The organism is Streptomyces achromogenes, from assembly GCF_030816715.1.
Taxonomy (GTDB): domain Bacteria; phylum Actinomycetota; class Actinomycetes; order Streptomycetales; family Streptomycetaceae; genus Streptomyces; species Streptomyces achromogenes_A.
The window spans coordinates 5,382,294-5,395,158 of sequence record NZ_JAUSYH010000001.1; the positions used below are offsets into that span (position 1 = coordinate 5,382,294).

Consider the following 12,865-nt stretch of genomic DNA (forward strand, 5'->3'; position numbering starts at 1 on the left):
GGACGGTTGGACCGTCCGGGGATCGCTCGCGTTCGCCTGCGCGTTCAGCTCTGCTTGAGGGCGTCCAGGAAGCTCGCCCACGCGCCGAGCCCGAAGAGGACCGCTCCGCGCTCGGGGGTCTTGCTGTCCCGGACCGGGACGACGGCCGGGATGTGATCGGCGACTTCGAGGCACGCTCCTCCGTCGGGGTTGCTGTAGCTGGACTTGCGCCAGGTGACGTTGCTCAGGTCGATGGCTCGCACGGCACTTCCTCCAACATTCGCATGATGAACTTCCGTGACTCGGCTGGGGAAAGCGCCTGGTCACGCATCGCATCGTAACGCCGTAGAAGTAGCTCAACTGCTCGGATTTCCTCGACCAGTTCGCCCCGGTGAGCGGTCTCCGCGTACGCCACGGTGACGCCGTCGGGCAGCCGGAGGAACATCATGTCGGTGCTGACCAGTCCGTGAAGACCGGCGCACAGCGGTAGCACCTGGAGAGTGACATTCGGGCGCTCGCAGACCTCGAGCAGGTACTCCAGCTGTTCCCGCCACTCCTGAGGCATGCGCAGTGGCGTACGCAGGACCGCCTCGGAGACGATGGCGCGGAAGGGTGGCGCGTCCTCTCCCTCCAGCAACTTCCTTCGGCCCGTGCGGGCTTCGACCTGCTGGTCCAGCTCTGGCCCCTTGAGTCCGCCCAGCGTGAGAACCTCACGCGCGTACTCCGCCGTCTGCAGCAGGCCATGCACGGTGCTCACGCCGTAGTGCCACAGGCTCAGCGCCTCCGCCTCCAGGTCCATGTACCTGCGGTACTGCTCCTTGAACTGACTGTTGTCGCCCATCGCGACTTCCCACAGGGCCAGCAGCAGTCCCGGCGTTCCGTAATGCGTGTCCAGTGCTTCGACGACCTCGGGGCTGCCCAGGTTCGTCCCGCTCTCCATCTTGCCGAGCGTGGACGCGTCCCAGCCCAGGCGCTCGGCCAGCTCCCGCAGGCTCTCGCCGCGGCCGTTGCGCAGCAGCCGCAGCTCCTCGGCGAAGCGTTTGCGGGGCTGTTGGCTGCGGCCGGTGACCACTCGTCTCGCAGGCATGGGGCGACTCCTTCGCGGCTCTGCGTGGCGGCAGGAACACGAAGGGTAATTCAACTCTCCGTGGAGTTCAGTCCACTCGGTCGTCCCGATACTATTTGTCCGCTTATGCGAGCAAGTTCCGTGACCCCAGGCACTTTCGGCCGCGAATTGCGCATGCAATGCGAGGTCGGGGGCAGGTGGACGCAGTCCCCGTGTGACCCGGGGGTGACACAGGGGGACGGAACAGGAACGGAAGGCAACGCCGATCATGGCCGACAGGACCGAACCGCCGCACATGCCGCAGCTGCGGGAGCACCGGACGATTCACTCGGGCGGAGAATGGCGGGAAGCCGTCTCCGGCGCCACCCGCGAGATCATCGACCCCGCGGACGGCCGCCCCTTCGCCGTGGTCGCCGAAGGCGACGAGAAGGACACCGACCTGGCGGTCGCGGCCGCCCGTGCCGCCTTCGACGAGGGCGCGTGGCCGCGCACCCCCGCCGCCGAGCGTGCGGCCCTGCTGTACCGCGTCGCCGACCTCCTCGTCCGCGACCGCGAACGGCTCGGCCTGCTGGAGAGCCGGGACGCGGGCAAGACCCTCGAAGAGGGCCGCGTCGACATCGACTGCGTCGCCGACGCCTTCCGCTACTTCGCGGGTCTGGTGGCCGCCGAGTCGTCGGGCCGGGTGGTGGACGCGGGATCGGCCGACGTCCACAGCGTCGTCGTCCACGAGCCGGTCGGCGTGTGCGCGCTGATCACGCCGTGGAACTACCCGCTGCTCCAGGCGAGTTGGAAGATCGCCCCGGCGCTGGCCGCCGGCAACTCCTTCGTCGTCAAGCCGAGCGAGATCACGCCGCTGACCACGGTCGCGCTGATCGACCTGCTCGCCGAGGCGGGACTCCCCGCCGGCGTCGCGAACATCGTCACCGGTCCCGGCCACACGGTCGGCGCCCGGCTCGCCGAACACCCCGACGTCGACCTGGTCTCCTTCACCGGCGGCCTGGTCAGCGGCACGAAGGTCGCGCAGGCCGCCGCGCCCACCGTCAAGAAGGTCGCCCTCGAACTCGGCGGCAAGAACCCCAACGTGGTCTTCGCCGACGCCTGCGCCACCGACGAGGGCTTCGACACCGCCGTCGACCAGGCCCTCAACGCGGCCTTCATCCACAGCGGCCAGGTCTGCTCGGCGGGCTCCCGGCTCATCGTCGAGGAGTCCGTCCGCGACCGCTTCGTCGACGAACTCGCCCGCCGGGCCGGGAAGATCCGGCTCGGGCGCGGCACCGAGGACGGCGTCGAGTGCGGCCCGCTCGTCTCCGAGCAGCAGCGCGCCAAGACCGAGGAGTACGTGGCCTCCGCGCTCGCCGAGGGCGCCGTGCTGCGCTCCGGCGGCAGGCGGCCCGAACCCTCCCCGCAACGGCCCGGGTCGGGCTACTTCTACGAACCCACCGTCCTCGACCGCTGCCACCGCGAGATGCGGGTCGTGCGGGAGGAGGTCTTCGGACCTGTCCTCACCGTCGAGACCTTCCGCACCGAGGACGAGGCCGTCGCTCTCGCCAACGACACCGAGTACGGCCTCGCCGGCGGCGTCTGGACCGCCGACGCGGGCCGCGCGCGGCGGGTCGCCGGCCGGCTGCGCCACGGCACCGTCTGGATCAACGACTTCCACCCCTATCTGCCGCAGGCGGAGTGGGGCGGCTTCGGCAAGAGCGGCGTGGGCCGCGAACTCGGGCCGGCCGGACTCGCCGAGTACCGCGAGGCCAAGCACGTCTACCAGAACCTCGCGCCCAAGCCCGTCCGCTGGTTCGCGGGCTGACCCGCCGACAGGCCCCGCAGACCCCGCCTCCCTCCCCGAACGCACTTCGCACAGACTTCGCACGCCCCTGGAGTACCCCTCATGCCAGAGACCTCACCCGTCTATGACTACGTGATAGTCGGAGGCGGAACCGCCGGTTCCGTCATCGCCTCCCGGCTCACCGAGAACCCCGACACCACCGTCGCCGTCATCGAGGGCGGCCCCAGCGACGTCGGCCGCGACGACGTCCTCACCCTGCGCCGCTGGACGGGCCTGCTCGGCGGCGAGCTCGACTACGACTACCCGACCACCGAGCAGCCGCGCGGCAACTCCCACATCCGGCACAGCCGGGCGCGCGTCCTCGGCGGCTGCTCCTCCCACAACACGCTCATCGCGTTCAAGCCGCTGCCGTCCGACTTCGACGAGTGGGAGGCGGCCGGCGCCGAGGGCTGGGGCGCGGTCCCGATGGAGGCGTACTACGCGCGCCTGCTGAACAACATCGTTCCGGTCGACGAGAAGGACCGCAACGCCATCGCCCGCGACTTCGTCGACGCCGCGCGGCAGGCGACCGGAGTACCCCGCGTCGAAGGCTTCAACAGCAAGCCCTTCGACGACGGCGTCGGGTTCTTCGACCTCGCCTACCACCCCGAGACCAACAAGCGGTCATCCGCCTCCGTCGCCTACCTCCACCCGGTGATGGACGAACGACCCAACCTGACGATCCTCCTGGAGACCTGGGCGTACCGGCTGGAGCTGGACGGCGCCCACGCGCGGGGCGTGCACGTACGCACCCAGGACGGCGAGGAGATCCTCGTCCGCGCCCGCCGCGAGGTCGTGCTCTGCGCCGGCGCGGTCGACACGCCTCGGCTGCTGCTGCACTCCGGCATCGGCCCCAAGGCCGACCTGGACGCGCTCGGCATCCCCGTCGTCCACGACCTGCCCGGCGTCGGCGAGAACCTGCTCGACCACCCCGAGTCGGTCATCGTCTGGGAGACCCACGGGCCGCTCCCGGAGAACTCCGCGATGGACTCCGACGCCGGGCTGTTCGTGCGCCGCGACCCCGAGCACCCGGGCCCCGACCTGATGTTCCACTTCTACCAGGTCCCCTTCACCGACAACCCCGAGCGGCTCGGCTACGAACGCCCCGCGCACGGCGTGTCGATGACTCCCAACATCCCCAAGCCGAAGTCCCGCGGACGGCTCTCCCTGCGGAGCGCCGACCCGGCCGTCAAGCCCGCGCTGGACTTCCGCTACTTCACCGACGAGGACGACTACGACGCCCGCACCCTCGTCGACGGCATCCGCATCGCCCGCGAGATCGCGAGGACCGAGCCGCTGGCCGGCTGGCTCAAGCGCGAGGTCGCGCCCGGCCCGCACATCACGGGCGACGAGGAGCTGAGCGAGTACGCGCGCAAGGTCGCGCACACCGTCTACCACCCTGCCGGCACCTGCAAGATGGGCGCCGCCGACGACGAACTCGCCGTCGTGGACCCCCAGTTGCGAATCCGTGGACTGGACGGCATCCGCATCGCGGACGCCTCCGTGTTCCCGACCATGACAGCCGTGAACCCGATGATCGGCGTGCTGATGGTCGGCGAACGGGCCGTGGACCTGATCGGAGGCGATGCCTGATGAGTACCGACCCGAGCACCGACACCGCTATCGACACCCATACCGACACGACCGCCCACACCAGCATCGAGGAGCGCCCGCCGGTCTTCTCGGTGGACGGCCTGTGGAAGGTGTTCGGCCCGAAGGCCGAGACCGTCCCCGGCGACCCCGAACTGGCCTCCCTGCCCCCCGCCGACCTCCGCTCCCGCACCGGCTGCACCGCCGCCGTCCGGGACGTCTCCTTCGACGTGCGCAAGGGCGAGGTCTTCGTCGTCATGGGCCTGTCCGGCTCCGGCAAGTCCACCCTCGTGCGCTGTCTGACCCGGCTGATCGAGCCGACCGCCGGCCGCATCGCCATCGAGGGCGAGGACGTCCGCGCCATGGACAAGAACCGGCTGCGCGAACTGCGCCGGCACCGGGCCGCGATGGTCTTCCAGCACTTCGGCCTGCTCCCGCACCGCACCGTCGTCGACAACGTGGCCTACGGCCTGGAGATACAGGGCGTCGGCAAGGCCGAGCGGCGCGCCCGGGCCCGGCAGGTCGTCGAGAAGGTCGGCCTGGAGGGCATGGAGCACCGCAGGCCCAGCGAGCTGTCCGGCGGGCAGCGCCAGCGCGTCGGACTGGCCCGCGCGCTCGCCGTGGACCCCGAGGTCCTGCTCTTCGACGAGCCGTTCAGCGCCCTCGACCCGCTGATCCGGCGCGACATGCAGGAGGAGGTCGTCCGGCTGCACCGGGAGGAGGGCCGCACGATGGTCTTCATCACCCACGACCTCAGCGAGGCCCTCAAGCTCGGCGACCGCATCGCCCTCATGCGCGACGGCGCGGTGGTGCAGCTCGGCACCCCCGAGGAGATCGTCGGCTCGCCCGCCGACGACTACGTCCGCGAGTTCGTCCGCGACGTCCCGCGCGAGCAGGTCATGACGGTCCGCCGGGCCATGCGGGCCGGCGAGTGCGGCGGCCCCGGCCACCCGGGCGCGCTCGCCGCCGACGCGGTGGTCGCCGAGGCGATCCAGGTCGTGTCGCGCAGCCACAAGCCGGCGTGCGTCGTGGAGGACGGCCGGTGTCTGGGGGTCGTCGATCACGAACGGCTCCTGGACGTCGTGGCCGGAACGGAGCTCCGCAAGGAGGCGGTCTGACATGGCTACGGTCACCGCACCCGCCCCCCGTGTCTCCCTGCCCGGGGTCCTCAAACACCGCTCGGTCGCCAAGCTCGCGCTGCTCGCGCTCGCCGCGGCGGTCCTCGTGCCGCTCGCCAACGCCCAGTGGGCCAGCGGCAGCTGGCCCGCCGCCCTCACCGTCGACCTCACCGAGCCGCTCGGCAGGGCCAGCGACTGGATCATCGACAACCGCGACAGCCACCCCCTGTTCCTCTACGGCTTCGGCTACGTCAGCAACGCCGTCGTGCTCTGCGTGCGAGCCGTCTACCTGGTGCTGCTCGCGGCCGGCTGGGCGGGCGTCACCGTCGCCGCCGCGCTGATCGCCTGGCGGGTCGCCGGAGTACGACTGGCCGCCGGCACCGCCGTCGCGTTCCTCGCCTGCGGACTGCTCGGCATGTGGATCCCGACCATGCAGACCCTCGCGCTGATGGTCGTCGCGGTCCTCGTGTCGGTCGCCGTCGGCGCCGTGCTCGGCCTCGCCGCCGGGCTCTCGGACCGGATGGACCGCATCCTGCGCCCCGTCCTGGACACCATGCAGGTGCTGCCCGCCTTCGCCTACCTGCTCCCGGTCGTCCTGATCTTCGGCATCGGCGTCCCCGCGGCCGTCCTCGCCACCGTCGTCTATGCCGCGCCGCCGATGGCCCGGCTCACCTCGCTCGGCCTGCGCGGCGCCGACAAGGAGGTGCTCGAAGCCGTCGAGTCGCTCGGCGCCACCGCCCGGCAACGCCTGCTCACCGCGCGCATCCCGCTGGCCCGCAAGGAACTCCTGCTCGGCCTCAACCAGACGATCATGATGGCGCTGTCCATGGCGGTCATCGCCTCGGTGATCGGCGCGGGCGGCCTCGGCGACCGCGTCTACCAGGCGCTCGCCTCGGTCGACGTCGGCGCGGCCCTCGCCGCCGGCATCCCGATCGTCCTCCTCGCCGTCGTCCTGGACCGGGTCACCGGCGCGGCCGGTGACGGTGACCCCGGCGCCGGAACCCGGCACGGCGGCCTCTCGCGCCGCGCGGGATGGGCGGCCGCGCTCGCCGCGACCGTCGTCGTCGCGGTCGCCGTACGGCTCGCGGGCCGCCTCGACTGGCCCGACGCCTGGACGCTGAACATCGCCGAGCCGGTCAACCGGGCCGTCGACTGGATGACCGACCACCTCTACTCCGGGGTGCCCGTGATCGGCGGCACCGCCGACTGGGCCGGCCACTTCACCACCTGGGTCCTCGACCCGCTGCGCGACGGCCTCCAGGGCCTGCCCTGGTGGTCGGTGCTGCTGATCGTCGCCGCGCTCGCCTGGGTGATCGGCACCTGGCGCACCGCGCTCACCGCCGTCCTCGCGATGGCCGCGATCGGCGTCCTCGGCGTGTGGAAGCCGTCGCTCGACACGCTGTCGCAGGTCCTCGCCGCGGTCGCCGTCACCCTCGTGCTGGGCTTCGCGACCGGTATCGCGGCCGCCCGCAGCGACCGCTTCGAACGGCTGCTGCGGCCCGTTCTCGACGTCTTCCAGACGATGCCGCAGTTCGTGTACCTGATCCCGGTCGTCGCGCTGTTCGGTGTCGGCCGCGCGCCCGCCGTGGCCGCCGCGGTCGTGTACGCGCTGCCCGCCGTCGTCCGCATCACCGCCCAGGGACTGCGCCAGGTCGACCCGGCCGCCCTGGAATCGGCCCGCTCGCTCGGCGCGAGCAGCGGCCAGCAGATCCGCCAGGTGCAGCTCCCGCTGGCCCGCCCGGCGCTGCTGCTCGCCCTCAACCAGGGCGTGGTGCTGGTCCTCGCCGTCGTCATCATCGGCGGCCTGGTCGGCGGCGGCGCGCTCGGCTACGACGTCGTCTTCGGCCTCGCCCAGGGCGACCTCGCCACCGGTCTGGTGGCCGGCGCGGCCATCGTCTGCCTCGGCCTGATGCTCGACCGGGTGACCCAGCCGACGGAACGCCGTACGAAGAAGGGGGCGTGACATGCGCATCCGTACCACCGCGACCGTCGCCGGCGCGTCCGCGCTGCTCCTGCTGACCGGCTGCGGCGCCGCCGACATGACCAAGCAGGCCTCGCCGTTCGCCAATGCGCAGGGCGCCAAGAGCCTCACCCTGTCCGTGCAGTCCTGGGTGGGCGCCCAGGCCAACGTGGCCGTCGCTCAGTACCTCCTCGAGCACGAGCTGGGCTACCGCGTCGACACCGTGCAGGTCGACGAGGTGCCCGCCTGGGACGCGCTCAGCCAGGGCCGGGTCGACGCGATCCTGGAGGACTGGGGCCACCCCGAGCAGGAACAGCGCTACGTCAAGGACAAGAAGACGATCACGCCCGGCGGCGACCTCGGCGTGACCGGGCACATCGGCTGGTTCGTGCCGACGTACTTCGCGAAGCAGCACCCGGACGTCACGAACTGGAAGAACCTGAACAAGTACGCGGCGCAGTTCGCCACCGCGGAGAGCGGCGGCAAGGGCCAGCTCATGGACGGCTCGCCCTCCTACGTCACCAACGACAAGGCGCTGGTGAACAACCTGGACCTGGACTTCCAGGTCGTGTTCGCCGGTTCGGAGGCCGCCCAGATCACCCAGATGCGGCAGTTCGCCAAGGAGAAGAAGCCCTTCCTCACCTACTGGTACGCGCCGCAGTGGCTCTTCAAGAAGGTCCCCATGACCGAGGTGAAGCTGCCCGCCTACAAGGAGGGCTGCGACGCCGACCCGGAGAAGGTCGCCTGCGGCTACCCGCACACCCCCCTGCAGAAGTACCTCAACGCCGACTTCGCGAAGGACGGCGGGAAGGCGGCCGCGTTCCTGAAGAAGTTCAGGTGGACGACCGAGGACCAGAACGAGGTGTCCCTGGCCATCGCCGACCAGAAGATGACGCCGGAGGAGGCGGCGAAGCAGTGGGTGGACGGCCACGCCTCGAAGTGGAAGGCGTGGCTGTCCTGAGCGCGGTGAGTGCGCCGACCGCTGCCGCTACGCCAGACCGGCGCTGATCTCCCGCAGGGCGGCCGCCGCCCGCCGCTGGAGACCCGGCCCGAACGTGACGCGCGTGGCCCCGAGTTCGCCGAGCCCGGCGGGCGAGGGGCCCTCGCCGTCCACCCGTCCGCCCACGTTCACCGGGCCCTGGATCCCCGACCGCAGCAGCGGCAGCAGACGGGTCGGCGCGCCGATCGGGTACACGCAGTCGGCGCCGGCCGCGACGTACAGCGCGGCCCGCTCGATGGCCCGCTCGACGGCCCGTTCGGGGTCGCCAGCGTCGTCGCCGTACTCGAAGACGTCCACACGCGCGTTCACGAAGAGCAGGCCGCCCGCCTCCGCCCGCACCCGCGCCAGCCACTCTGCGTGCTCCCGCGGGTCCTTCAGGACCCCGCCGACGGAGTCCTCCAGATTGCAGCCGACGGCGCCCGTCTCCAGCAGCCGCTCCACCAGTTCCTTCGGCGCCAGCCCGTACCCGTCCTCGACGTCCGCGGACACCGGCACGTCCACCGCCCGCACGATCCGGGCGACCGCCGCGAACATCTCGTCCGCCGGGGTCTGCCCGTCGGCGTACCCGAGGGAGGCGGCGACGCCCGCGCTGGGCGTCGCGAGCGCCGGGAAGCCCGCCTCGGCGAAGACCCGGGCGCTGGCCGCGTCCCACGGGCCGGGCAGGACCAGGGGGTCGCCCGGCAGCCGGCCGTGGTGCAGCCGGCGGAAGTCGTCCGCCTCGCTCATGGCGTCCACTCCTCGCGGTCGACGTCGTCCGCCCGGCTCACCTGTGCTGCCCCGGCCGGTAGTGCCCCGGCACCAGCCGGCAGGTGACGCCGAACCGGTTCCAGGCGTTGATCACCGTGATCGCGGCGATCAGCTGCGCGAGGGCGGGCTCGTCGAAGTGCTCGGCAGCCCTCGCGTACACCGCGTCCGGCACGAAGCCCTCCGTCAGCACCGTCACCGCCTCGGTCAGCGCCAGCGCCGCGAGCTCCTGCTCCGTGTAGAAGTGCCCCGACTCCTCCCAGGCGCTGAGCTGGACGATCCGCTCGACGCTCTCGCCCGCCGCGAGCGCGTCCTTGCTGTGCATGTCGACGCAGAGCGCGCAGCGGTTGAGCTGCGAGGCCCGGATCTTCACCAGTTCCAGCAGCTTCGGGTCGAGGCCCTTACGGGCGGCGGCGTCCAGCCGGAGCATCGCCTTGTACACCTCGGGGGCGTGCGCGGACCAGTTCAGCCGGGGGGTGTGCTCGGGCGCGTGGTCCGCCCGCTCGCCGGTGGCCCGGGCGGGGGCGCCGGTCGCGGGGCCGGCCGCCGGGCCGATGGCGGGGCTGGTCGTGGGGCTGGTCGCGGGGCTGGTCACCGTGCTCGTCGTGGTGGTCGGGGCGGGTGCGTCGGTCGTCATGGCTTCGACCCTAGGCGTCAGGCAGCCCAGGAGTATGGTCCATTTCTATGGCGAAATCATGGGCCGCTTTCGGGGTCGACCTGCACGTGGAGCCGACCGGGCCGCGGGTGCGGCGGGGCCTGACCGACGGTCTGCGCGAGGCGGTCCGCAGCGGCCGGCTGCCGCCCGGCACCCGGCTGCCCTCCTCCCGCTCCCTCGCCGCCGACCTGGGCATCGCCCGCAACACGGTCGCCGACGCCTACACCGACCTGGTCGCCGAGGGCTGGCTCACCGCCCGCCAGGGCTCGGGCACCCGGGTGTCCGAACGGCACGTCGTGCCTCCGGCGAACTCGGCCCCCCGCCGCCCCGCAGATCACCGGCCCGTCCACGACCTGCGGTCGGGCAGCCCCGACCTCTCCTCCTTCCCGCGCGGCGCATGGCTCAGGGCGGCCCGCCGCGCCCTGGCCGCGGCTCCCTCCGACGCCTTCGGCTACGGCGACCCGCGCGGCCGGGTGGAACTGCGCACCGCCCTCGCCGGCTACCTCTCCCGCGCCCGCGGGGTGCGCGCCGACCCCGACCGCATCGTGGTGTGCGCCGGGTTCTCGCACGGCCTCCGCGTCCTCGCGAGGGTCCTGCGGGCGCGCGGGGCGCACTCGGTGGCCGTCGAGTCCTACGGCCTGGACGAGCACTGGCGACTGCTGGCGGAAGCGGGACTGGCCACCACCGCCCTGCCGTTCGACGAACGCGGCACGGACCCGACGGCCGGGGCCACGGACGCCGGCGCGGTCCTGCTGACCCCCGCCCACCAGTTCCCGATGGGCGTGCCGCTGCACCACGACCGCCGGGCGGCCGTCGTGGACTGGGCGCGGCGCACCGGCGGTCTGGTCCTGGAGGACGACTACGACGGCGAGTTCCGCTACGACCGCCAGTCCGTGGGCGCACTCCAGGGGCTCGACCCCGATCACGTGGTGTACCTGGGCACGGCGAGCAAGTCGCTGGCCCCCGGCCTGCGGCTGGGCTGGATGGTGCTGCCGCCGGGCGTGGCGGAGGAGGTGACGGCGGCCAAGGGCGGGGTGGACACCTGCGGGGCACTGGACCAGCTGACGCTCGCGGAGTTCATCGCCTCGGGCGCGTACGACCGCCATGTGCGGGCCATGCGCACGCGCTACCGCCGCCGCCGCGACGCGCTGGTCGCCGTCCTGGCCGACCGGGCTCCCGCGATCCGCGTCACCGGCATCGCGGCGGGCCTGCACGCCGTCCTGCGCCTGCCGCCGGGCACGGAGGCGGCCGTGGTGCGTGCGGCGGCCCGGCAAGGCCTTGCGGTCGACGGTCTGACCTCGCGCCATCGGCACGCGGGCGCCGTAGCCGCCCCGCTCGACGCTCTGGTCGTGGGGTACGGCACCCCGCCGGACCACGCCTGGTCCGGCGCGCTGGACGCCCTGTGCGCCGCTCTTCCCGTCGACGACGACGGCTCCGGAATTCTTTTTCCCGGATAGATTTCCCGGAATTTCCCCGATACAGTCCCACCATGACGAACAGTAATTCCGTGACCCGCGTGGCGCTCAAGAAGATAACCCCCGACGTCTCCGCCGCGATGGGCGCCCTGCACGGTGCCGCGGTTTCCGCCGCCCGCGACGCCAAGGTCGAACCCGAGATCCTGGAGCTGGTCAGGATCCGCGCCTCGCAGCTCAACGGCTGCGCGTTCTGCCTCGACATGCACACCAAGGACGCCCGCGCCGAGGGCGAGACCGAGCAGCGCATCTACGCGCTGAACGCCTGGCGGGAGACCCCGTTCTTCTCTGAACGCGAGCGCGCCGCACTGGCGTTGACCGAGGCCGTGACCCTGGTGCACGACGGTCACGTGCCGGACGCGGTGTACGCCGAGGCGGCGGAGGTCTTCGACGAGGCGCAGCTCGCCGCGCTGATCTGGGCGGCCACCGTCATCAACGCCTACAACCGCATCGCCGTCGCGACGCGCATGGTCCCGGGCGCCTACCAGCCGGCGAAGAAATAACCCGGGGAATTCAGGGAAAAGCGAAATGCGAAATGCGGGCACCGGTTCAGTCGGCCGGTGCCCGTATTTCTTCGGGCGGCATGTGGGTGATATCCGGGCTATATCCGGGGCAGCGGCTCGCCCAGGGAATCCAGCCACCGCCGCCATTCCGCCGCCCGCACCGCCGGCCCGGGAGTGAGCGGGCCTCCCACCCAGGCCGTGACCGGGCGGATGCCGTGCAGCGCGTTCACCAGCCACACCTCCCGGCCGTCCAGCTCGGCGGGCGTCCGCTCGCGGTGCACGACCCGGACGCCGAGGCGGTGGGCCCGTTCCTGGATCAGCTGCCCGGTCACCCCGGCCAGGACCGGCAGCCTGGGCGGCGGCAGACACAGGGTGTCGTCCTCCCACCACAGGACGCTCGCGGTGGCCGCCTCCAGGACCGCCCCGGAGGACGCGACCAGCACCGCCTCCGTCGCGCCCGCGCCGGACGCCCGGCGGCGCACCCGGGCCAGCGCGTCGAGGTCGGGCCCCTTGCGGCGCGGCACGGTCCGCGGATCGGGCTGGCCCGCGGCCCAGACCCGGATGTCCGGCTCGAGCTGCGGGGCGGGCCGCAGCAGCAGCCGCAACTCCAGCGAACCGGCGGCGAGTTCCACCCGGGGAAACCACTCGCCGGACCGCGGCAGGGCGGCCGTCACGTCCCGCCAGAACTCCACCAGCCGGCGCAGCGGCGGACCGCTGCACTCGCCACAGGCCCGCAGGAACCGCTCCCGGTGCCGTTCCAGGCCGCGCACCCGGCCGTCACGCACCAGCCACGAGTCCGCGACGAGCAGCCGCCCGCCGGCCTCGGCGGCGGGCAGCAGCCCCCCGGCCGACGTCCACCCCGACAGCCCCTCCACCACCGTCGCCCGCGTCGTGGCCCGCGTCATCGCCTGAGTCATCGTCTGCGTCATCGCCTGTTCCTCTCCGGACGTCCC

General features: G+C 72.5%; 12 protein-coding genes. 7 read left to right on the top strand and 5 right to left on the bottom strand.

The features are described from left to right. Positions 1–44: 44 nt before the first annotated feature. Positions 45–242 carry a DUF397 domain-containing protein gene (locus QF032_RS24310; RefSeq protein WP_307045369.1) on the bottom strand — a complete coding sequence of 66 codons (198 nt, stop codon included), beginning with the start codon at positions 240–242 and terminating at the stop codon, positions 45–47. Further along, positions 224–1,066, bottom strand: a complete 843-nt coding sequence (locus tag QF032_RS24315; RefSeq protein ID WP_307045370.1) for a helix-turn-helix domain-containing protein — start codon at positions 1,064–1,066, stop codon at positions 224–226. The genes QF032_RS24310 and QF032_RS24315 overlap by 19 nt, the downstream gene beginning before the upstream one ends. A gap of 247 nt (positions 1,067–1,313) precedes the next feature. On the opposite strand from QF032_RS24315, the gene QF032_RS24320 reads away from it, so the two are divergent. From QF032_RS24320 to QF032_RS24340, 5 genes are all read left to right on the top strand, one after another. Further along, positions 1,314–2,852, top strand: a complete 1,539-nt coding sequence (locus QF032_RS24320) for an aldehyde dehydrogenase family protein (RefSeq protein ID WP_307057478.1) — start codon at positions 1,314–1,316, stop codon at positions 2,850–2,852. A gap of 81 nt (positions 2,853–2,933) precedes the next feature. Further along, a complete protein-coding gene (locus tag QF032_RS24325; RefSeq protein ID WP_307057480.1) occupies positions 2,934–4,463 on the top strand; it encodes a GMC family oxidoreductase in 1,530 nt (509 codons plus the stop codon). After that, positions 4,463–5,578: a quaternary amine ABC transporter ATP-binding protein gene (locus QF032_RS24330; RefSeq protein WP_307045372.1), complete on the top strand. Its 1,116-nt coding sequence runs from the start codon at positions 4,463–4,465 to the stop codon at positions 5,576–5,578. The genes QF032_RS24325 and QF032_RS24330 overlap by 1 nt, the downstream gene beginning before the upstream one ends. Before the next feature lies 1 nt (position 5,579). After that, positions 5,580–7,541: an ABC transporter permease gene (locus QF032_RS24335; RefSeq protein WP_307045373.1), complete on the top strand. Its 1,962-nt coding sequence runs from the start codon at positions 5,580–5,582 to the stop codon at positions 7,539–7,541. A 1-nt stretch (position 7,542) separates the two neighbouring features. Further along, positions 7,543–8,499: an ABC transporter substrate-binding protein gene (locus QF032_RS24340; RefSeq protein ID WP_306949676.1), complete on the top strand. Its 957-nt coding sequence runs from the start codon at positions 7,543–7,545 to the stop codon at positions 8,497–8,499. A gap of 27 nt (positions 8,500–8,526) precedes the next feature. Here QF032_RS24340 and QF032_RS24345 read toward each other — a convergent pair whose 3' ends face one another. After that, positions 8,527–9,264: an isocitrate lyase/PEP mutase family protein gene (locus QF032_RS24345; RefSeq protein ID WP_307045374.1), complete on the bottom strand. Its 738-nt coding sequence runs from the start codon at positions 9,262–9,264 to the stop codon at positions 8,527–8,529. 37 nt (positions 9,265–9,301) lie between these two features. Continuing rightward, positions 9,302–9,919: a carboxymuconolactone decarboxylase family protein gene (locus QF032_RS24350; RefSeq protein ID WP_307057482.1), complete on the bottom strand. Its 618-nt coding sequence runs from the start codon at positions 9,917–9,919 to the stop codon at positions 9,302–9,304. A gap of 47 nt (positions 9,920–9,966) precedes the next feature. Between QF032_RS24350 and pdxR the strand changes: the two genes are divergently transcribed. Beyond that, positions 9,967–11,394, top strand: a complete 1,428-nt coding sequence (pdxR, locus tag QF032_RS24355; protein WP_307045375.1) for a MocR-like pyridoxine biosynthesis transcription factor PdxR — start codon at positions 9,967–9,969, stop codon at positions 11,392–11,394. Between the two features lie 32 nt (positions 11,395–11,426). Next, on the top strand, positions 11,427–11,912 hold the full coding sequence (locus tag QF032_RS24360) for a carboxymuconolactone decarboxylase family protein (protein WP_307045376.1): 486 nt from the start codon (positions 11,427–11,429) through the stop codon (positions 11,910–11,912). A 98-nt stretch (positions 11,913–12,010) separates the two neighbouring features. On the opposite strand, the gene QF032_RS24365 is transcribed toward QF032_RS24360, so the two are convergent. After that, entirely contained in the window at positions 12,011–12,841 is an 831-nt protein-coding gene (locus QF032_RS24365) for an aminotransferase class IV (RefSeq protein WP_307045377.1), read from the bottom strand. Between the last annotated feature and the right edge of the window lie 24 nt (positions 12,842–12,865).